The sequence below is a fragment of the Pseudomonas sp. TREG-RG-20F-10-E-6-01 genome, assembly GCF_022662455.1.
Lineage (GTDB): Bacteria > Pseudomonadota > Gammaproteobacteria > Pseudomonadales > Pseudomonadaceae > Aquipseudomonas.
Genome location: NZ_JAKNQP010000005.1, coordinates 225,459 through 246,151, shown reverse-complemented (window position 1 = coordinate 246,151; position 20,693 = coordinate 225,459). Strand labels below are relative to the sequence as shown.

The following is a 20,693-nucleotide window of genomic DNA, read 5'->3' as shown; positions in this document are numbered from 1 at the left end:
AAAACCAATGTGGGAGCTGGCTTGCCTGCGATACCGACACCGCGGTGTATCAGTTACACCCAGGTGATGCTATCGCAGGCAAGCCAGCTCCCACCTTTGGGTCAGCGTTGAATCAGTCTGTCCAGGCCATCCAGCAGGCGCTTGAGCGCGCCCTGGTTGGCCTGCATCACTGCCAGCCCCGCCTGCGCCATCTTGCGCGCATCCTGCGGCAGCTCGAACAGCTGCCGCACCGCCTCGGCCAAGCCCTCGGCGTCATCCACCTCTCGCAACGCCCCGGCCTCGCGCATCATCGCGCTGATTTCGAGGAAGTTGAACAGGTGCGGCCCCATGATCACAGGCTTGGCCAGCGCTGCCGGCTCCAGCGGGTTATGCCCGCCCGTCGGCACCAGGCTGCCGCCGACAAACGCGCTGTCCGCCAGGGCATAGAGAAACAGCAACTCGCCCATTGTGTCGCCGAGCAGCACCGACGTTTGCGCGGTCACAGGCTCGCCACTGGAACGGCGCACCGTGGCAAAGCCTTGTTGCCCGCACAGCTCGAACATCGGGCCGAAGCGCTCCTGATGACGCGGCACCAGAATCAACAATGCATTGGGATAACTTTCGAGCAGCTGGCGATGCGCAGCCAGGACCACGTCGTCTTCGCCTTCGTGCGTGCTGGCGGCGATCCACACCGGGCGCTCGCTGGCGCCCCATTGCTCACGCAAGGCAGCAGCCCGCACCGTCAGCTCGGGGTCGATGGTCAGGTCGAACTTGATCGAGCCGGTGACTTCGACGGTTTCCGGGCGTGCGCCCAGGCTCAGGAAGCGCTGGGCTTCAGTGCGCGTCTGCACCGCGAACAAGTTCATTTGCGCCAGCATCGGCGCCGTCAGCTTGGCAAACCGTGCATAACCCTTGGCCGAACGCGCCGACAACCGCGCATTGGCCAGTGCCACTGGAATACCGCGCTGGGCACAGGCGTGAATGTGGTTGGGCCACAACTCGGTCTCCATGATCACGGCGAGCTTAGGTTGCACGCGATCTAGAAAACGCTTGGCCGCGCACGGCAAGTCATACGGCAAGTAGCAATGCTGTACGCGCGGCTCATTGGCGAACAACGCCTGAATGCGCTCGGACCCGGTGGGCGTCATGCAGGTGACGGTGATCGGCAGCGTCGGATGCCGCGCCATCAGCCCGCGAATCATCGGCGCGGCGGCGATGCTTTCACCTACCGATACCGCATGCACCCAGATCCCGCCCGGCTGCATCACCGGCAGGCCATAGGAAAACCGCTCGCCGACGCGCTTGGCGTAGGCCGGCGCCTTGCGCGCACGCAGCCACAGACGTAAAGCCACCAACGGCAGCGCCAGGTAAAACAGACAGCTATAGAGAGTTCTATTCATGGCGGCGGAGTTTATCGGCTTTTTCAGTCGATCGCCTGCAAGCACTCGGCAAATCGTGCAGCCAGAAAGCGCGCTGCGGGACCGAGGTGCTCGTCACGGCGCCAGACCAGTTCCACCACCAGCGCGGGCGGTGTCCATTCGCTGTCCAGCTCAACCATTTGTTGTTGATAGGTGGGGTACTGCACGATGTGCCGCGGCAGCCAGGCCCAGCCCAGGCCACTCATCAGCCATTCGGCCAGCACGTAGAAACTGTCGGCGCGCCACACCAGCGGGCTGGCGGCTTCACTGCCGGGGTAGACGCTGGTCTGGGTCGACATCAACAGTTGGCGAAACTGCGCCAGATGCTGGCAGGTCACGTACGTTTGCTTGGCCAGCGGATGATTCACACCGCACACGGTGACCATTTCCACACTGCCCACCACCCGCCGCTCAAGCGCTTCAGGGATTTGGTCGTGATAAAACAACAGGCCCAGGTCGGCCTTGCGCTCCACCAACTTGCGCGCCACATCGCCTTGAGCGGCGCTGGAAAGCTGCACTTCCAACTGCGGGTATTGCCCGGCGAGCGCCTCGAGGCTGTCGAGTACCGGCTGGAACAGCATGGCCTCGTCCTGGGCCAGGCGCAGGCAGGCTTCCTCGCCACGCGTCAGTGACAGCGCGCGGCCATTGAGCCGTTCACACTGGCGCAATACTTCACGGGCTTCCTCCAGCAACACACTGCCGGCTTCGGTCAGCCGGGGCTGGCGGCCGCTGCTACGCTCAAACAGGCTCAGCCCCAGGTCTGCTTCCAGCAGCGCGATACCGTTGCTCACCGCCGATTGCGCCTTGCGCTGGTCGCGGGCCACCGCCGAAAACGAACGCTGTTCGGCAACGCTGACAAACAGGCGCATCTGGTCCAGGTTCCACTGCACGCTCATGGCTTAACCCATCTTGAATTCGGATAGGTAATGACTTTATCCCATCTGCCGAAGCGTTAGAATGCTGACCTTATTCAAGCACGTCACACACCGAGGATTACCCCATGAATGCCGCCTACCTCTACCTGGCCATCGCCATTTGCTCGGAAGTGATCGCGACCGTGTCCATGAAAGCCGTCAAAGGCTGGAGCACACCGCTTCCACTGGCGCTGGTCATCGTCGGCTATGGCATTGCGTTCTGGATGCTGACCCTGGTGGTGCGCACCGTGCCGGTGGGCGTGGCGTATGCGGTGTGGGCCGGCATGGGCATCGTGATGGTCAGTGTCGCCGCGCTGTTTATCTATGGGCAAAAGCTCGACCTGCCGGCGATGCTGGGCATGGGCCTGATTGTGCTGGGCGTGGTGGTGATTCAACTGTTCTCGAAAACCGCCGGGCACTGACCGCCACTCAACAGCCTGTATACTGCGCCTCTTGTCTTGAACACTGAGGTCGCCGATGCCATCCGTTATTTCCACCGACGTTCTGATTGTCGGCGCCGGGGTTGCCGGCCTCTGGCTTAACGCGCGCCTGCGCCGCCAGGGGTTTTCCACGGTGTTGGTGGAAAGCGCCACGCTGGGCGGCGGGCAAAGCGTGAAGTCCCAGGGGATCATCCACGGCGGCGCGAAATACGCCTTGCACGGCGCGCTCACCGGCGCGTCCGAAGCGATTGCCGACATGCCGCGCCGCTGGCGCGAGGCGTTGGCGGGTGATGGCGAACTCGATCTGTCCGGCGTGCGCCTGCTGTCCCAAGCCCATTACCTGTGGTCGCCCGGCACACTCGCCGGCAACCTCACCAGCTTCTTCGCCAGCAAGGCCGTGCGTGGCCGGGTCGACCAGGTCAAGGGCGACGAATTGCCGCCGGCCCTGCAGGACCGCCGCTTCAAGGGCAAGGTCTACCGCCTGGCCGAACTGGTGGTCGACGTGCCAAGCCTGATCGAGCGTCTGGCCCAACTGGCGGGTGACGGTTTGCTCGCCGGCCAGCACATCGAACCGCTGCGCGATGGCGACACCCTGGTGGGTTTGAAGGTTGACGGCCGCGAGATTCGCGCCCAGCGCATCGTGCTGAGTGCCGGTGGCGGCACGGCAGATCTGCTCAGCGCCCTGGGCCTGAGCCAGCCCGCCATGCAAAAGCGCCCGCTGCATATGATCATCGCCAAGGGCCCGGGCTTGAAGCCGCTGTATGCGCACTGCCTGGGCGGCGGCACCAAGCCGCGCCTGACCATCACCACCCACCCGGCCGCCGATGGCAACTGGGTGTGGTACATGGGCGGTGATATCGCCGAGGCCGATGGCGTGGCGCGCACACCTGAAGAACAGATCGCCACCGCGCAAAAAGAGCTGGCGCAATTGCTGCCGTGGATCGACATGAGCCAGACGCAATGGGCGACCTTGCGCGTGGACCGTGCCGAGCCGCTGCAGTCGGGCCTGACCCGCCCCGACAATGCGTTCCTTGCCGAAGAGGGCCGCCTGCTGGTGGGCTGGCCGACCAAACTGGCGCTGGCGCCAGACTTCGCTGACCGCGTGCTCAACGCCCTGCAACGCGACGGCATCCAGCCGAGCGCCAACAACGACGCCCTGCCCGAGCTGCCAAAACCAGCCCTCGGCCAACCTGCCTGGGAGCACCTGTTGCCATGAGCCTGCCCACCCTGCACGACCTGCATCGCCCCTTGGGCAGCACCGGCCTGCTGGTGTCGCCACTGGGGCTGGGCACCGTAAAACTGGGCCGCGACCAAGGCGTGAAATATCCCAACGGCTTCCAGATTCCTGATGATGACGAAGCGCGCATGCTGCTGCGCCAGGCGCGCCAGCTGGGTATCAACCTGATCGACACCGCACCGGCTTACGGCCGCAGCGAAGAACGCCTGGGGCCGCTGTTACGCGGCCAACGTAATGACTGGGTGATTGTCAGCAAGGTCGGTGAAGAGTTTGCCGATGGCGTGTCGCAGCATGATTTCAGTGCGGCCCATACGCGGATGTCGATCGAGCGCAGCTTGAAACGACTTGAAACGGATTTTATCGACCTGGTGCTGGTGCACTCCGATGGTAATGACCTGCATATCCTCAATGATTGCGAGGTTTACCAGACCCTGGCAGAGCTGAAAAAAGAGGGCAAGATTCGCGGTTTCGGCTTCTCCGGCAAAACCGTCGAAGGCGGCGTGAAGGCTCTGGAACAGGGTGATTGCGCAATGGTCACCTACAATCTGAACGAACAGAGCGAGAAAGCCGTCATTGATTACGCAGCGGCCCACGGCAAAGGCATCCTGGTGAAAAAAGCCCTGGCCAGCGGCCACGTGTGCCTGGAACCTGGAATGGATCCAATTCACGCCAGTTTCATGTTGTTGTTTGCGCAAACGGGCGTCGCCAGTGCTATTGTCGGGACCATTAATCCGCTGCACCTGGCCCATAACGTGGCGACCGCTGCCAAGGTCATTCGTCAACTCTGATGCCGCCGACGCGGCCGACCCCGTCGCAAGAAGGAGCCGACATGCCGCGCACGCTTATTAGAAAAAACCCCAGCAACTTTAAAACACTGCCGCTGCACGTCGAAGCCACCCCCGAAGGCCTGAGTTACCAGAGCGTGGGCATGCCGCTCAACTTCGCCCAGACCCTGCAACGGCGCAAGCCGGTGGAGGTGGCGGACCCCGAGCGTTTCGCCCTGGAACTGGCGAATCTGGGCGTGTCGGTGCGACTGACCCTGCACTGGCAAAACAAGGATTACTGGGTATTGGTCCGCCAACGCCGCCAGGACCGTGGCGACGTGGTGCTCAAGCTGATCTCGGGCTATGTGCCGGCCCACGAATTGAACCTGCCGCTGCACACTGCCATCCAGGAAATTGCCGAAGAATGCCTGCTGGAGACGCCTGAAGGCTGGCTCGGCGGACGCTTCAACGACACCTGGCTGCCGGCGCCCTATTCCACCGCCCTGCATTACCGTGAAGCACTGCCGTTTCGGCTGAGCCCTTTGTCGGGCGCCGCCCGCCCGGTGCGCTGTGCGACCACGCAATTGATCGAGCGCCCGCGGGCCTACGTGCACCTGCCGACGGCGTCGCTGCAATTGATTTATGACTTGCGCCTTGAGGTGCCGAAGGAAGCCAAATCCCTCAGCCTGTTTCATGTGGATGAGCGACTTGAAGGCGATCAGCTGGTAGCCCGGCTGGACCGCAAGCGCCCGGATTTGTATCTGATGCCGCTCAAAGATGGCCAGCCTGTAGCAGAGCTGTACACCGTCAAGAAAGACCAGCTGTATCCAGCCAGCACACGCGGTTTATACCTGGCCGAAAGCTTTGCTCAGCAAGACGGCTGGCTGGTACGTGATGAGCGGATTCGCTGGAAGGATTGGCTCAGGCAACAAGGCCTGGCCCAGCCTGAAAAAGAGTCGAAACTGAAGCGATTGACCGGCAAGGCGCGGCAGATGCTGCGCAAGATTGTGCCGAAGAAAAAAGCCAAAGGGTAAAACCGCTCTAATCTGGGCGCTGGCTTGCCCGGCACCCAGATAAAGCGGCTCCCCCATTTGACGGTGTTCAGCCCGTGAGCAACCGCTCCAGGCCCACCTTCAACGGCGTAGGCTCAGGCAGCGTGAAACTCGCCAACAGCCGCTGGTTATTGGCCCGCGAATGCCGAATATCCCCCGAGCGTGCCGGGCCGTAAGTGATCGTCGGCAACTGACCCACGACTTCTTCCAGCGCCTGCAACACCTGCTTGAGCGTGGTGGTGCGGTTCCAGCCTACGTTGATCGCACCCAGCGGCGCGTCGGGCGCTTCGATGGCCTGTACCAGCACATCGACCAAATCTTCCACGTACATGAAATCGCGGGTTTGCTCGCCATCACCAAACACGCTGATTGGCACACCCTGCTGCACGCGCTCGCTGAAAATACTGATCACCCCGGAATACGGCGAGGACGGATCCTGGCGTGGCCCGAAGATGTTGAAGAAGCGGAAAATCACCGGCTCCAGGCCATGCTGGCGGCGGTAGAAATCGAAGTAATGCTCACCGGCCAATTTGTCCGACGCATAAGGTGTCAACGGCGCCTTGGTGGTCTCTTCGTCAATCGACGCGCCCTCACCATTGTTGCCGTACACCGCCGCGCTGGAAGCAAACACCACACGCTTGACCCCGGCCTTGCGCATCGCTTCGCAGACATTCAGGGTACCGACGAAGTTGCTCTGGTGAGTGCTCACCGGGTCATCCACCGACGCCTGCACCGAGGCCACTGCAGCCAGGTGCACCACGGCGCTCACGCCGACGGCGGCTTGCGCCACTAGCTCGGCATTGGCGACATCACCTTCAATCAGCTGCACGCGCGGGTTGCCCAACGCCAGGTTGCTGCGCTTGCCGGTGGACAGGTCATCCAGCACCCGCACGGCATAGCCTTTGGCAAGCAACGCATCAACCAGATGCGAACCGATAAAACCGGCACCGCCGGTGATCAGGACCCACTTATCAGCGTTACTCATTGTTGCGGATCTTCTCGACAATGGCGGTGGTCGAGCTGTTCTCGACCAGGCCCAGCACCTTCACCTTGCCGCCGTAAGCGCCGACGATATCGGCACCCACGACCTGATCGACAGAGTAGTCGCCGCCCTTGACCAACACATCGGGCTTGACCTGAGCCAGCAGGTTTTCCGGAGTGCCTTCAGAGAAGCTGATCACCCAGTCCACCGCGCCCAGACCGGCCAATACCGCCATGCGCCGATCAACACTGTTGATCGGACGACCAGGGCCTTTCAAGCGGCTGACCGAAGCGTCGTCATTGACTGCAACGATCAGGCGATCGCCTTGGGCTCGCGCCTGCTCCAGGTAAGTCACGTGACCGGCGTGCAGGATGTCGAAACAGCCATTGGTGAACACAATGCTTTCGTTGTGGGCACGCGCATCGTCAATCGCCAGCAGCAATTGCTCGATGGTCAGCACACCGCGCTCGGAGCCTTCGGAGCGCTGGATAGCCCGGCGCAATTCCGGCGCGCTGATGGCCGCGGTGCCCAGCTTGCCGACCACAATGCCCGCCGCCAGATTGGCCAGGGCCACGGCGTGGGGCAACTCCTCACCGGCTGCAATCGAGGCGGCCAGCGTGGAGATTACGGTGTCGCCAGCGCCGGTAACGTCGAACACTTCACGCGCACGCGCCGGCAAGTGCATCGCCGGGTGGCCCGGACGCAGCAGCGTCATGCCGTGCTCGCCACGGGTCACCAGCAAGGCGCCCAGGTCGAGGTCGGCCATCAACGTGGCGCCCTTGGTCACCAGCTCGTGCTCGTCGGCGCAACCGCCGACGATGGCTTCGAACTCGCTGAGGTTGGGCGTGATCAGGCTGGCGCCCCGATAAATCGAGAAGTCCTTGCCCTTGGGATCGGCCAGTACCGGAATGTTGCGGGCCTTGGCGGCCTGGATCAGCATCTGGTGGTTCTTCAGGGCGCCTTTGCCGTAGTCGGACAAGACCAGCACCTTGATACCTTCAAGCAACGTGTCGACCTGCTCGCTCAGTGCCAGGGCGTCGGTGGCGAAGGGTTCTTCAAAATCAATACGCAGCAATTGCTGGTGACGGCTCATGACCCGCAGCTTGACGGTGGTCGGCTGATGGGCGATGCGCTGGAACAGTGCGCGCACGCCGGCACCGCGCAGGCTGTTGGCCAGGCTGTCGGCGGCTTCGTCGTCGCCGGTCACACCCACCAGGGAGGCCGGGGCGCCGAGAGCGGCAATATTGAGGGCAACGTTGGCAGCGCCACCTGGACGGTCTTCGATTTGCTCGACCTTGACTACCGGTACCGGTGCCTCAGGGGAAATCCGTGAGGTTCCGCCATGCCAGTAACGGTCGAGCATGACATCGCCGACCACCAAGACAGGGGCTTGATCGAATCGCGGCATGGACAACTTCATGGAGCAACCCACATACAAAATGAACAGGGGCGCGATATTAGCACAGGGTTACAGGAGGCTTGTGGAGGGTGTGCACAGAAGATAGCGCGACGGGCCTGCCATTGAATCCACCGAGGAACACATGTGGGAGCGGGCTTGCCCGCGATGGCGGTGAATCAGTCGAAACATTCGGTGACTGATACTCCGCTATCGCGGTCAAGCCCGCTCCCACAAGGTTTTAGGTGATGTCGGCCGCGACCGGCGCGTCCAGGCCCATGGCATGCAGGCGGGCGTAATAGCCGTTCTGGGCCAGCAGCTCGGCGTGGGTGCCGCGCTCGACAATCCGACCGTCGTCCATCACCAGGATCAGGTCGGCCTTCTCAATGGTGGAGAGGCGATGCGCAATCACCAACGTCGTGCGGCCCTGCATGACTTTGTCCAGCGCGGCCTGAATGTGCCGCTCGGATTCGGTGTCGAGGGCCGAGGTGGCCTCGTCGAGAATCAACAGCGGCGCGTTCTTGAGCAACGCCCGCGCGATTGCCAGGCGCTGGCGCTGGCCGCCGGACAACAGCACGCCATTTTCGCCAACCTGGGTGTCGAAACCCTTCGGCAACTGGTCGATGAAGTCTTTTGCGTAGGCATCCGCCGCCGCCGCTTCAACGTCCGCGCGTGGTGCACCCGCCAGGTCGCCATAGGCGATGTTGTTGGTGACGGTGTCGCTGAACAAGGTCACGTGCTGGGTGACCTGGGCGATGTGCCGACGCAGGTTGAGCAGCTTGTAGTCTTCGATCTCTACGCCGTCGAGCAGGATTTCACCGCTCTCGTGGTGGTAGAAACGCGGAATCAGGCTGGCCAGGGTCGACTTGCCGCTGCCGGAACGCCCCACCAGCGCGATCATCTGCCCAGGCTCGGCGGTGAAGCTGATGTCCTTGAGCACGTGGCGTTCGGTGCCTGGGTAGGTGAAGTTCAGGTGACGCACTTCCAGACGGCCGCTGACCTTGTCGCGCTCAACGGTGCCGCGGTCGATTTCCTGCTCTTCGTCCAACTGCTCGAAAATGCTTTCAGCGCCGGCCACACCTTTCTGGATGGTCGAGCTGACTTCCGACAATTGACGGATCGGCTTGGGCAGCAAGCCAGCCAAGGTGATGTAAGCCACCATGTCACCGGCCGATGCGTCACCGCGAAGGTAAAGCACCAGGAACATCAACACCGCCATGGCGGTGTAGATCACCAGTTGCAGCAACGGGGTGTAGATCGCCCCGGTGCGGGTCATGCGCAGTTGCTTGTCGGTGTTGCCCTGGCTGGCCTTGAGGAAACGCTTCTCCTCGTAGACTTCACCGCCGAAGCTGCGCACCACACGGTAGCCCTGGATGGTTTCCGAGGCGACGTGAGTCACGTCGCCCATGGCCACCTGGATCTTCTTGCTCTGCTTGCGGAATTTCTTGCTGGCCGTGCTGACCATCACCGCAATCAACGGCAGGATGGCGATCATCACCAGCGTCAGGCGCCAGTTCATGAACAGCAGCGAGGCGAACAGGAAGATCACCGTCATGCCTTCGCGGATCACCACCTTGATGGCGTCGGTCGCCGCACCCGTGACCATGGTCACGTTAAAGGTGATGCGCGAAATCAGGTGCCCGGAGTTGTGGTTGTCGAAGTATCGGTTGGGCAGCGTCAACAGGTTGTTGAACAACTGCACGCGCAGGTCGTGGACCAGGCCCAGGGAAACCTTGGCCAGCAGGTAGTTGCCCAGGAACGAACCCAGGCCCTGCCAGGCTGCGATCAGAATGATCAACAAGGGCACGGCTTGCAGCAATTGCAGGTCACGCAGGAACGGTACGCTGGGGAACAGCACCGCTTCAGGGTTGGACAAACCGTCGACGAAGTACTTGAGGATGTACCCCAGCATGGGCTGGGTCGACGCGAAAATCAGAAATCCGACAATACTCAACGCGAACAAGCCGGCATAGGGCTTAACGTACATGAGCAGGCGGAAGTATATTTTCAAGCTCGAAGGGCTTGCGCTCGGACTGGAGTCGGTCATATCACGCGGCGTTTTGAAAAAGGAGGCTGACTTTAGCACAGCTTCTCTGTTGTACTTGCACCCGGTATGACCCTCGGCCTGGTTGGATCCAGCCGACGACATTATATAGCCACTACTTTAAGATGGTCGGCTTTCTCTATTCTGGAATGGCTTTTCTGTATGCACTCCAAGCGCCTTATTTATGGCTCAAATCGCGTTTTCGACTTCCTGGTCCTATGGATTTTGCCCATTGGCTTGTTGTTGCTTCTGAGTTCATTGTTCTACGTCACCAACCGCAACGTCATGCACCGTCTCTACTACGGCTTTTTCAGTGTGCCGACCTTGTTCCTGCTGTGCCTGCGCCCGCGGGAAATCAAAGAACTGCTGCGCGAACCTTTGATCATTGCGCTTCTGGCATTTTGCGCTTGGGCACTGATTACCGTGCTGTGGAGCCCGCAACCCACCGGCGATTCCAACCTGTTCAAGGTGCCGCTGCAAACCTTCATGCTGTTTGCCGGCTGTGGGCTGTTGCTGCACTACCGCAGCGAGCTGTTCAAACCGATTTTTTTCAGCGCCGCCGTGATTGCCCTGGTGGTGTGCCTGTTCAACCTGGCGGCATTCGCCAAAGGCTTCGTGCCCGGCGCGAGCATGCGCATGATCGGCGGCCTGGGCGCTCTCGATAATCCGCTGCTCAGCTCCCATCTGTTCGGCTTTTTCTGCATCTATTGGCTGTATGTCTGCATCACCACCCAGCGCTTGCAGGTGTTGTTGTTCAGCGCGCCTGCGTTGGCGGTCATGACGCTCGCGGTGCTGGCCACCGGCTCTCGCACGCCGCTGGTTGCACTGACGCTGGCCGCCGTGTGGATGGCGTTTGTCAGCCGCAATCGCCGCTCGGCCCTGATGATCGCGGTCCTGGTGCTTGGCGCTGCAGCGCTGCTGCTGTTTTATCCTGAAGCGATTACCGAGCGTGGCAGTTCATACCGTTTTGAATTGTGGGGCATGACCCTGCAGCGTATCGCCGACCATCCGCTGATCGGCCACAGCTACGACTCCGAACTGTCCTTGATCGTGGACGGTTACGAACTGATGGAGCCGCACAGCTTTGCCCTCGGCGTGCTCTATTACGTCGGCATCATCGGCTTTATCCCGTGGATCTTCATGCTCGGCTGGGGCCTGTACAAAGGTTTCAAAGAGCGCGCACAACCGCTGTTTCTGCTGACGTCCGCCCTGCAGGCCTACGGCATCGGTGCCGGTCTGACCGAAGGCGGCGGGATCCTGTCGCGCCCCAAGGAGCATTGGTTCCTGCTGTGGATTCCGCTGGCGCTGATCGCCGGCCTGAGTATCGCCAAGCGCCGTCACAGCCTGCTCAGCATGCGTGTGCAAACGCCCGCACCGCTGGCGTTCGACACCCTGCGTAAAGGCGCTGCCGTCATCGAGGAAGATGGTCTTGGGCCCAAGGTCCTGCGTCTTGAGGATGGCAGCTTCCTCAAGCTGTTCAGGGCGCGCCGCTGGTACACCTCCGGGGGTTTCAATCCGTATTCGGAACGCTTTGCCAGCAACAGTGAACACCTGCAGCAACTGGGTATCGCGTCACCGCGGATTCTCGATGTGTATAGCTTGCGCGATGGCAGCAGTGCCGTGCGCTATCAGCCACTCCCCGGCCTGACCCTGCGTCAGGCGCTGCAAAGTCTGGACAGCAGCCTGCGAGAATCGCTGATCGAACGCTTTGGCAGGTTCATGGCCCAGCTGCATGAACGCGGCGTGTACTTCCGCTCGCTGCACTTGGGCAACGTTCTGCTGATGGATGATGGTGAGTTCGGCCTGATCGACGTGGCCGACATGCGCCTTTATCCGTCGCCGCTGCGCAACACGCTGCGCCAGCGCAACGTGAAGCACATGCAACGCTACTCGCAGGACCGCAACTGGTTGTTCGAAGCGCACTTTGAACAGTTGGCCAGTGGCTATGCGTTGGTTGCGTCGCCGCAAGCCACGGTCAAAATCCGTGAGCACGTGCTGACCCTGGCACGCCCCGCCGCTTGAAGCACGCCAAGTGCGCCCCGGCGAGGGGCGCACACAGGGTGTGTCAGTCTTTTTCCAGCGGCGAAAAATACAGCCGCGCCAAACCCCGCCAGGTTTTCTTGTTCCAGGCCCGAAACGGGATCTGCGCCAACAACTCTCGCGCCAACGCGCGATTGCGGTTGGAGGTCTTGAGGAACATGGAGCTGAGAAACTTGTAACGCACCTCGTCATAGAGCGGGTGGTCACTGAACAACGCGTAAGAGCGCAGGATATTGTCGATCATGAATCGGTGGTTCTTGTACGAGTTGGTGGCGTGCTTGCGGTAGCGGGCCATGACCACGTTCAGACCATCGATGAAGTACCCGGCATGGGTGATCTTCAATTCGATCAACAAGTCTTCCAGGCGAATCTCGGGGTCAAATCCACCGACCTTTTCCAGCGCCTCACGCCGAATCATCAGCGTGGGTGCCGGCGGATAGGGTTTGCGCTCCAGGAACATGTCGTCGAAGTCCAGACGCCGAAACGGCACGTCGCGGCGCTGGCGCTTCTCGGGAAGCAGTTCGCCTCGCGAATCGATCAGCTCGATGTTACCCGCACAGATACCCACTTCCGGCTTGCCGTCCATGTAAGCCACCTGAGTCGCAATGCGCTCTGGCTTCATGATGTCATCGGAGCCGAACGGCACGATCAGCGGGCCCTGGGAGCGTGCAATAGCGCCATTGAGCGTATTCGTCAGGCCTTGATTCTGCTGGACGCGAAAGTCGAACGTGTGGCGCTCCTGCAGGCGGCGGATGCGCTCGACACTGTCGTCTGTCGAGCCGTCATCGATCACCAGCAGTTCGATGTTGGGGTAGGTCTGGTTCAACACACTGAGGATGCTTTCCTCGATGTACGGGCCGTGGTTGTACGAGGCGATGATCACCGTGACCAAGGGCTGACTCTGGTTCATACGCTGTTCCTGCGTGCTTGGGCCAACCCGGATTCGATCAGCTCCAGGTATTGCTGGCGGAACACCTCAATATCATGTTGCGCCTGAAGGTACTGGTAAGCCTGCTCGCCCTTTTGCGCGAGCGCCTCATCGGAAAGCGCCAGATAGGTGTCCAGCGCCTGGGTCAATTCGGGCACGTTGGCCGGCTCCACCGCCAGGCCACCGGCGCCTTCAATCAGTGGCAGCATGGCCGGCACACTGGAGGCGATCACCGGCAGGCGGCCGCTCATGCCTTCCAGCAGCGCCAGGCCCAAGCCTTCAGCCAGCGAGGGCATGGCCCAGATATCGAAAGCGCGCACGTACTGCAGGGCGTTTTCCTTGAAGCCCAGCAAGTGCACCCGCCCATCAAGGCCAAGGCTCTGGATCTGCGCGGCCAGGTTGGCCTGCTCACGGCCCGCGCCAATGATGGCGAGTTGCGCCGCAGGGTATTTATCCTTGAGCGCTGCAAACGCCTGCAGCAAATAGGTGTGCCCCTTGACCGGAACCAGACGCCCCAGGGCGCCGATCAACCGCACCGAAGGGTCGATGCCCAGTAACTCACGCGCGCGTTCGCGCGAATGCTGCAAGCCTTCGGCCTGCTCGATGTCGATGGCGTTGGTAATCGCGTAGGTATTGCTGTCGGTAAACCCGCACTGGCAGTCCAGCAAGTACTGTTTGACCGCCGGCGAAACCCCGACAAACCGCCAATGCTCGTCGATCCAGCGCTGCGCCTGTTTACGGCGGTAGAGACGGTCATACTCGCCAAAGCCGTGGGAGATCCCGATACACAGTGGAATCTTCAACCAGCGGTTGAGTTGCAACATCATGTTGACCGGCTTGAAGCGGTTGCACACCACCACGTCAAACTGTTCCTTGCGACAGAACTTATACATCTGCCACATGGCGCGCAGCCTCAAGCCCTTGAGCGCCTTGTCGGAGAAATCGAAGTAGACCGACGTTGCCGCCCGGCTGACCGGGTCCGCAGGCCCGGGTCGGCCACGCAAAAACGCGGCGGTGACTTCATAGCGATCCGCAGGCAATGCCTTGACGATCTGTTCGGCCAGGTCGGCAAAATCATGGGATTTAACATTGTAGTCAGGCTGCAATTGCAGGACCTTGAAACGCCGACTCATAACTCTCCTCGATGGAAACCTGTGGCATCAACGACCCACGACGGTTCAGCCGCCAGCGCCTCGACGTACTCGCTGTCGGGCTCCGGTAACCGTGGCCACTGATTACGCTTCCAGCAGACAAAATGGAAATAGGGAAATTCGCGCTCGCCATCCAGGTCATTGGTGAGGCGACCGTTATTCCAGAACCACTGATGCGGGAAGCGATCACTGCCGTCGTGCCATTTGATCACACCGCCCGGCGTACTGAACGCCTCGGTGAACTCACTGCGGCGGCGCCAGGGATTGAGCTTGCCGACCAACTCGAACAACGGTTTCGGAAAATTCTTGCGCCACAGGAAAATCCTGCTGAACGCGCCTTCATCCAGCGCATGATGCGCCTGATCGGTGAAACGCGCTTCCCAATCCTTGATCTGCATGAACACCTGGCGCTTTCTGGCGGTATTGCGCATCAGGCACAAATGGCCGGCGACCCGTCGTTCGTGGGTCGAGAACAAATCATAGCCAGCCAGTCGATCGGGCGTGAAATAGCGGCGCAGGTCGCCGTAAATAAGGTCCAGGTCGCCGAACGCCCAAAAGTCATACCCCTCGAGGCGATCGGCATGGATATGCCCCAGCGCAGGCTTGATGTCACACAACTTATAAGCCGCTTGCGGGGCAAACGGGATGTTCAACCGTTGTGAAACCAACGCGCAGTAATCGGCAAAGGTAATGCTTTCAATCCTGACGTTGTCCGGAACGTTGCTCGGTATCGGGCAGTCGCTGAACAACAGCCAGTCAATATCTGCATTGTGTCGGCAACTTTCGAGAAAAAACGGCATCCAGAATGGCCAGCGGCCAAAGTACGGAATGAGGAAGAGGATGCGGGGGCACTGATTGATCAAAACGGACTCACTGTCATTTTTTACGGGAGCGCGCTGCGCCCCTCCACGTTACGTAACCTTACTTGTGCTTGATGAACCAAAAAAGTTCATGTCGCCTTACAGCCTTGCGGTAAAACTCATTTTCCCCCCAGGGTGAAATGGCCCTTGCGGCCAGCAACCGTTGGATCGCACGCCGCACGCGCCGCTTGAACGGCATCCTGGGCTGCAAGTCATGCATCATGCCCAGCGACATGGCCTTGTCACGCTGTTGCTCGGCAGACACCGGCACGCAAAAAGGCTGCAAGGTGATGCTCGAATCAAAACAGGGTGGCAACGCGATGCCGTTGCCCGAATCGCCCATCGGCCAGCGGTCATTGTCATGCAGGTGATTGGCGTAGCCGAGCAGCGTGGTCGGCTGCCACTCCAGCCCTTGCAGGGCTTGCAGCACGGCCTGCTGTGCGCAGACATGGTCAGGGTGCGGGTCGAGCACCGGATGCGGCAGCACGATAACGTCAGGACGCGCCATCAGCAGCACCGCCCGCAAATCTGCCAGCAGATTGTTCCAGGTCGGCCGGCCATCGGCATCCGCAGGCAGTGGGAACGGGTTGAATTGGCGAAAGACGCGAATGTCGCTCAACTCGGCCTCTCGGGACGCCACGGCGCGATCAGGCTCGGCCCGCATCGCCGCCAGCTGCAGGCAGAAATACCCCAGCTGCACGCAATGTTCCTGCGGCACACCCGCCCAACGCGGCACGGCGATACTGTCCCAGGCGCGCAATCGGCCCTTGAGGCGCGCAGCCTCGGGCTTGGCCAGGCCCATTTGTTGATAATGCTGGGCTTCGATTTCGCCGGCCGTCAACGTCACGATCCAGGGCTGCGCCGCCTGACTGTACAGGCCAAAGGCGGCAAGCTCGGCATCATCGGCATGGGGCGCAATCACCATCACCCGCTGCTGACGCACGTCGGGCTGGCGAAATACCGACAACACCGGCGTACCTTGCACACGGCAGAACCGGCCACTCAGCCGCAGTTGCCCAGCGAGCAGCGCTTGCGCCTGGCCGGTGAGATTCAAGTAGCGCAAGCCGTTGACGCCGCGCTCGAACACCTGCCGATCACCCTGTGGCAAGGCGATAAACGGATCAATAAAGCGCCCCAGCAAGCCGCTCTTGAGCCGCAGCGCAAGGATCAGCGTCTCGTCGCCCGACAGCTCCAGCGCCTGCTCCAGCAGCAATCGGCCGTTATCCAGAACAACCTTGGGTTGCTCGGTCTCGGCCGCGAAGGCGTACTGATAGTCATCGCCGGGCGAGTAAAACAGATGGTCGGCAAACCAGGCTTCATGGGCCACCCAGGCCAGGATTGCCAGCAGCAACGGCAGCCACCAGGCCACCGCCACGCCGACGCCGATCAACACCAGCAAACCGACCAGCAGCGCCATACGCTTGTTGCGGCGATGGCGTTTGAGCAGGGCTTGCTTGCGGCTGGGAGAATCACTCATACCTTGAACACCGGCACCGGGTTGCACCAACGGTCTTTGTACTCGCGGTCTGCCCGGCCAAACGAAAATCGCAGCGACTTGCCGGCTTCCCGCGCCTGTTCCCAGGCACTTTGCGTATTGAGGAAACTCAGCACGCTACCAGGGCTGAACTCACGCGTCTGAGGGTCTACGCCGCCATTGACGTATTCAACGCTGACCCACTCTGGCGCCTCAACGCGGTAAACCAGTTGAATGGCGATCGGCGCATCGTTGAGGAAAATCACCGAACCGATCAACCATTCACGCAACAGCTCGATCACCTGCGCCATGCGCTCGGCACCGGTGGCGGGAAAGCCCCAGCGGCGCTGGAACAAATCACAGTAAATTGCCGCCAGCTCGGCACTGGTGAATGTCTGGACCGCACGCACCACACCGCCCGCCTCTTCCAGCAGGCGCAACTCGCGGCGCTGGTTATAGCGAAATTTCTTCGACAGTTCTTCCGGGGTACGCGCCATGGCCAACTGCTCGGTCTGCAGCTGGATGCCGGCAAAACGGCCTTCATTCAGCGCCGACAGGTAGCGCGCGCGATGACGCAACGGGGCTTGGGCATCGGCGGCGGCAGGCAGAATCAACTCGGCATTGCCCAGGTCGAACAAGCCCTTCTTGCCTTTGCGCTTGAGCACATCCTTGGATAACGCCAAGTCCTGGCCCCAGGTCGCAATACAGGCCTTGAGCTCGCCGCCTTGCTCCCACGCCAGGTAGCGCACAGGAATCTCGGCCAGCCCGGCAAGACGCTCAACCACCTGCGGATGGGTGGCAACACTGCCACCGTAACGCTGCCAGGCGTCGCTGTAGGTGGACGCTTCAACGACGGACCAGCCACGCTCGCGCCAGCCTTGGAATCGATTGAGCATCACGCCCTCGCGGTCAGTTCAGTAACGTGCGGCAGTTGCCAGAAGGCAGCGCGAACCGCCTGGTCCGAGAACTGCTCGTGCAAGCGCTCGAGCATCATCTGGGCGCATTGCGCGTGCTGCTGACGATCCATTGCCGCCAGGTGCCGAAGCCCCTGGCCCAGGTGTTCGGCATCGCCGAAGGGAAACAGGATCCCCACGCCTTCGACCACTTCCCGGGCGCCACCGCACGCTGTTGCCAACAGCGGCACGCCGGCGGCCATGGCCTCCAGCAGTACCATGCCGAAAGGTTCGTGATCGGAACTCAGGGCAAAGGCGTCGAAGGCTCGGAAGTAACGGCGCGCATCCGGCACCTGGCCGAGGAACAGCACCTGTTCGGCAATCCCAAGCTCCCGGGCCAAGGCCTTGAGGTCTTTCTCCAAGCGGCCGGTGCCGAGGATGGCCAGACGACTTTGTGCCGGCAAATGCGGCAGCGCCAGAGCAAACCCCTTGAGCAAGGTCGCCTGGTCCTTGTCCGGGTGCAGGCGGCCAACGTTGCCGACCACCCACTCATCCGGCGACAGCCCCAGCGCATCGCGCGCCGCTTCGGCCGGAACCTGCAGGGCCTGCATGGCGTCGACATCGATGCGGTTGTACAGCGTTTGAATCCGCGCTGCCGGCCAGGCTGGCAAGCAACGGCGCATGTCATCACGCACCGCATCGGACACACCCAGCAGGCTCAAACGCTTGCGGAATATCGACGCAAACAGCTTGCGGCTGCGGCGCCCATAGTCACCAAACGCATGATGCACACCGATCACCGGCAAGCGCGTGCCGAGCAAGGCGATATAGATCGGCTTGAACCGGTGAGCAATGCAGAAACTGAAATTGCGTGACGCCGCGATCTTGCGCAGCTCACCGATGGCGCCCAGCTTCAGACCACGAATGGCCTTGGAGCTGAATTCCATGAACAACACTTCATCAGAGGCACAACCGGCCGCCACATCGGGGTCGGCGACCCCGGTGAGAAACACCGTGGTCACCTTGTAGCCCGAGCCTGCAAACAGGCTGGCGTACTGCCGCGCGCAATCGAGGAACGGCCCGTCATAGCCGTGGCAGAACTGCAGGACGTGGCGATCAGCCGACCGAGTCATAAGGGTCCACGCCGTCTTTGACGACCAGGATGTCTTCCATGATCAGGTACTGCAGGTCCGAGCCGAAGAACATGTTCAGCGCGTCGGTCGGCGAGCAGATCATTGCTTCGCCACGACGGTTGAGCGAGGTGTTCAGCGACACGCCGTTGCCGGTGAGTACTTCCAGCTCTTTCATCATGTCGTAGTAACGCGGGTTGTATTCGCGCTTGAGCACCTGGGCACGGGAGGTTCCATCTTCATGGACCACTTCCGGCACGCGGGTTTTCCATTCTTCCGACACTTCAAAGGTGAAGGTCATGAACGGCGCCGGGTGATCGACCTTGATCATCTGTGGCGCAACGGTGTCGAGCATCGACGGGCAGAAAGGCCTCCAACGCTCGCGGAACTTGATCTGGTGGTTGATGCGATCCGCCACGCCGGTGGCGCTTGGGCAACCAATGATCGAACGACCGCCCAACGCGCGCGGGCCAAACTCCATGCGGCCCTGGAACCAGGCCACCGGGTTGCCGTCGACCATGATCTTGGCGATGCGCTTGGGCATGTTCTCGATCTTGCGCCACACCGGTTTGCTTGCGTGCTTGGCGCACGCGGCGATCACGTCTTCGTTGCTGTAGGACGGGCCGAGGTAGACGTGTTCCATCTTCTCGACCGGTACACCACGGGCGTGGGACACGTAGGCGGCGGCACCCACCGCGGTGCCGGCATCGCCGGACGCCGGCTGCACGAACAGCTCCTTGACGTCATCGCGGGCAATGATCTTCTGGTTGAGCTTGACGTTCAGCGCGCAGCCGCCAGCGAAGGCCAGCTTGCCGGTGTCTTTGAGGATATCGCCCAAGTAGTGGTCGATCATCTGCAGGGCCAGCTTCTCGAACAGCGCTTGCATGCTGGCCGCGTAGTGGATGTACGGCTCGTCGGCGATATCGCCTTCGCGCTTGGGACCCAGCCACTCGATCAGTTTTGGCGAGAAGTAGAACCCCTTGCCCTTCTCTTTGTAGCGACGCAGGCCGATGACGTTGGCGTAGTCGGTGTTGATCACCAGCTCGCCGTTCTCAAACGAGGCCAGGCGCGAGAAATCGTACTTGCTGGCATCGCCATACGGCGCCATGCCCATGACCTTGAACTCGCCGTCGAGCATCTCGAAACCGAGGAACTCGGTGATCGCGCCATACAGGCCGCCGAGGGAATCCGGGTCGTAGAATTCCTTGATCTTGTGAATCTTGCCGTTTTCGCCGTAGCCGAAAAAGGTGGTGGCGTACTCGCCCTTGCCGTCGATCCCCAGGATCGCGGTTTTCTCCTGGAAACCCGAGCAGTGGTAAGCGCTGGAGGCGTGGGCCAGGTGGTGCTCAACCGGTTCGATCTTGATTTTCTTCGGGTCGAAGCCCAGTTGCTCCAGGCACCAGACGATCTTGTTGCGATAGCGCTTGTAGCGACGGTTGCCCATCAGGATCGCGTCGAGGGCGCGGTCCGGGGCGTACCAGTAACGCTTGGCATAGTGCCAGCGCGCCTCACCGAACAGGCTGATCGGGGCGAACGGAATCGCCACCACATCAACGTCGGAGGGCTTGATACCGGCTTGTTCCAGGCAGAACTTCGCCGACTCGTAGGGCATGCGGTTCTTTGCATGTTTGTCGCGTACGAAGCGCTCTTCTTCGGCGGCCGCGATCAGCTTGCCGTCGATATACAAGGCTGCGGAAGGATCATGGCTAAGGGCGCCGGACAGGCCAAGAATCGTCAATGCCACAGGGGTCTAGCCTCTTTTAGTCTGCATGCAGGCGGGGTGCGCCTGAAAAAAGTGTGCCTCTCGCCTGGACGAGAAACAGCTAAAGGGCGGGATTATAGCGTAAACACGCCACGTGATGATCTAGGGAATGTGGCGACCGGTTGTCACTGCGCCTAGCGGTAGATCGTGTAGGGCAGCACCAGCGTGTCCGCCACACCGGAGGCAATCGCCTCAATGGCGATGATCGGGAACGCATTGCTTTCGCGCG

General features: G+C 61.3%; 17 protein-coding genes. 5 read left to right on the top strand and 12 right to left on the bottom strand.

Annotation, left to right across the window (positions count from 1 at the left end; all coding sequences use genetic code 11):
• Nucleotides 1-101 precede the first annotated feature (101 nt).
• Nucleotides 102-1,379 (bottom strand): lipid IV(A) 3-deoxy-D-manno-octulosonic acid transferase, encoded by a 1,278-nt coding sequence (gene waaA / locus L8K08_RS17255; RefSeq protein ID WP_242198927.1) that lies wholly within the window; start codon nt 1,377-1,379, stop codon nt 102-104.
• A gap of 23 nt (nt 1,380-1,402) precedes the next feature.
• Complete coding sequence (locus L8K08_RS17250) at nt 1,403-2,293, bottom strand: LysR family transcriptional regulator (RefSeq protein WP_242198925.1); 891 nt, start codon at nt 2,291-2,293, stop codon at nt 1,403-1,405.
• Nucleotides 2,294-2,397: 104 nt separating this feature from the next.
• Between L8K08_RS17250 and L8K08_RS17245 the strand changes: the two genes are divergently transcribed.
• The 4 genes from L8K08_RS17245 to L8K08_RS17230 are packed head-to-tail and all read left to right on the top strand — an operon-like array spanning nt 2,398 to nt 5,786.
• Nucleotides 2,398-2,733 carry a multidrug efflux SMR transporter gene (locus tag L8K08_RS17245; protein ID WP_106577597.1) on the top strand — a complete coding sequence of 112 codons (336 nt, stop codon included), beginning with the start codon at nt 2,398-2,400 and terminating at the stop codon, nt 2,731-2,733.
• Between the two features lie 55 nt (nt 2,734-2,788).
• Nucleotides 2,789-3,967 carry an FAD-dependent oxidoreductase gene (locus L8K08_RS17240; protein ID WP_242198923.1) on the top strand — a complete coding sequence of 393 codons (1,179 nt, stop codon included), beginning with the start codon at nt 2,789-2,791 and terminating at the stop codon, nt 3,965-3,967.
• Nucleotides 3,964-4,776, top strand: coding sequence for an aldo/keto reductase (locus L8K08_RS17235; RefSeq protein WP_242198921.1), 813 nt, complete (start codon nt 3,964-3,966; stop codon nt 4,774-4,776). The genes L8K08_RS17240 and L8K08_RS17235 overlap by 4 nt, the downstream gene beginning before the upstream one ends.
• Nucleotides 4,777-4,817: 41 nt before the next feature.
• On the top strand, nt 4,818-5,786 hold the full coding sequence (locus tag L8K08_RS17230) for a metal ABC transporter ATPase (protein ID WP_106577594.1): 969 nt from the start codon (nt 4,818-4,820) through the stop codon (nt 5,784-5,786).
• 67 nt (nt 5,787-5,853) lie between these two features.
• On the opposite strand, the gene L8K08_RS17225 is transcribed toward L8K08_RS17230, so the two are convergent.
• From L8K08_RS17225 to msbA, 3 genes are all read right to left on the bottom strand, one after another.
• On the bottom strand, nt 5,854-6,789 hold the full coding sequence (locus L8K08_RS17225) for an NAD-dependent epimerase/dehydratase family protein (RefSeq protein ID WP_145160105.1): 936 nt from the start codon (nt 6,787-6,789) through the stop codon (nt 5,854-5,856).
• Nucleotides 6,782-8,206, bottom strand: coding sequence for a bifunctional D-glycero-beta-D-manno-heptose-7-phosphate kinase/D-glycero-beta-D-manno-heptose 1-phosphate adenylyltransferase HldE (hldE, locus tag L8K08_RS17220; RefSeq protein ID WP_145160103.1), 1,425 nt, complete (start codon nt 8,204-8,206; stop codon nt 6,782-6,784). The genes L8K08_RS17225 and hldE overlap by 8 nt, the downstream gene beginning before the upstream one ends.
• A gap of 217 nt (nt 8,207-8,423) precedes the next feature.
• Nucleotides 8,424-10,229: a lipid A export permease/ATP-binding protein MsbA gene (msbA, locus tag L8K08_RS17215; RefSeq protein ID WP_145160101.1), complete on the bottom strand. Its 1,806-nt coding sequence runs from the start codon at nt 10,227-10,229 to the stop codon at nt 8,424-8,426.
• A 159-nt stretch (nt 10,230-10,388) separates the two neighbouring features.
• Here msbA and L8K08_RS17210 point away from each other — a divergent pair, with 159 nt between their 5' ends.
• Nucleotides 10,389-12,248 (top strand): bifunctional O-antigen ligase/aminoglycoside phosphotransferase family protein, encoded by a 1,860-nt coding sequence (locus tag L8K08_RS17210; protein ID WP_242198919.1) that lies wholly within the window; start codon nt 10,389-10,391, stop codon nt 12,246-12,248.
• Between the two features lie 43 nt (nt 12,249-12,291).
• Here the strand turns inward: L8K08_RS17210 and L8K08_RS17205 are convergent, their stop codons facing one another.
• The 7 genes from L8K08_RS17205 to L8K08_RS17175 are packed head-to-tail and all read right to left on the bottom strand — an operon-like array spanning nt 12,292 to nt 20,446.
• Complete coding sequence (locus tag L8K08_RS17205) at nt 12,292-13,176, bottom strand: glycosyltransferase (protein WP_242198916.1); 885 nt, start codon at nt 13,174-13,176, stop codon at nt 12,292-12,294.
• Entirely contained in the window at nt 13,173-14,327 is a 1,155-nt protein-coding gene (locus L8K08_RS17200) for a glycosyltransferase family 4 protein (protein WP_242198903.1), read from the bottom strand. The genes L8K08_RS17205 and L8K08_RS17200 overlap by 4 nt, the downstream gene beginning before the upstream one ends.
• A complete protein-coding gene (locus L8K08_RS17195) occupies nt 14,324-15,208 on the bottom strand; it encodes a DUF6625 family protein (protein WP_242198901.1) in 885 nt (294 codons plus the stop codon). Before L8K08_RS17195 ends, L8K08_RS17200 begins: the two co-directional genes overlap by 4 nt.
• 58 nt (nt 15,209-15,266) lie before the next feature.
• The gene (locus tag L8K08_RS17190) at nt 15,267-16,682 is read right to left on the bottom strand and encodes a PIG-L family deacetylase (protein WP_242198899.1); all 1,416 of its coding nucleotides are present in this window, start codon (nt 16,680-16,682) and stop codon (nt 15,267-15,269) included.
• Entirely contained in the window at nt 16,679-17,575 is an 897-nt protein-coding gene (locus L8K08_RS17185) for an antimicrobial resistance protein Mig-14 (RefSeq protein ID WP_242198896.1), read from the bottom strand. The genes L8K08_RS17190 and L8K08_RS17185 overlap by 4 nt, the downstream gene beginning before the upstream one ends.
• On the bottom strand, nt 17,575-18,705 hold the full coding sequence (locus L8K08_RS17180) for a glycosyltransferase (RefSeq protein WP_242198893.1): 1,131 nt from the start codon (nt 18,703-18,705) through the stop codon (nt 17,575-17,577). Before L8K08_RS17180 ends, L8K08_RS17185 begins: the two co-directional genes overlap by 1 nt.
• Nucleotides 18,689-20,446 (bottom strand): carbamoyltransferase, encoded by a 1,758-nt coding sequence (locus L8K08_RS17175; RefSeq protein ID WP_119737974.1) that lies wholly within the window; start codon nt 20,444-20,446, stop codon nt 18,689-18,691. Before L8K08_RS17175 ends, L8K08_RS17180 begins: the two co-directional genes overlap by 17 nt.
• Nucleotides 20,447-20,693: the final 247 nt, after the last annotated feature.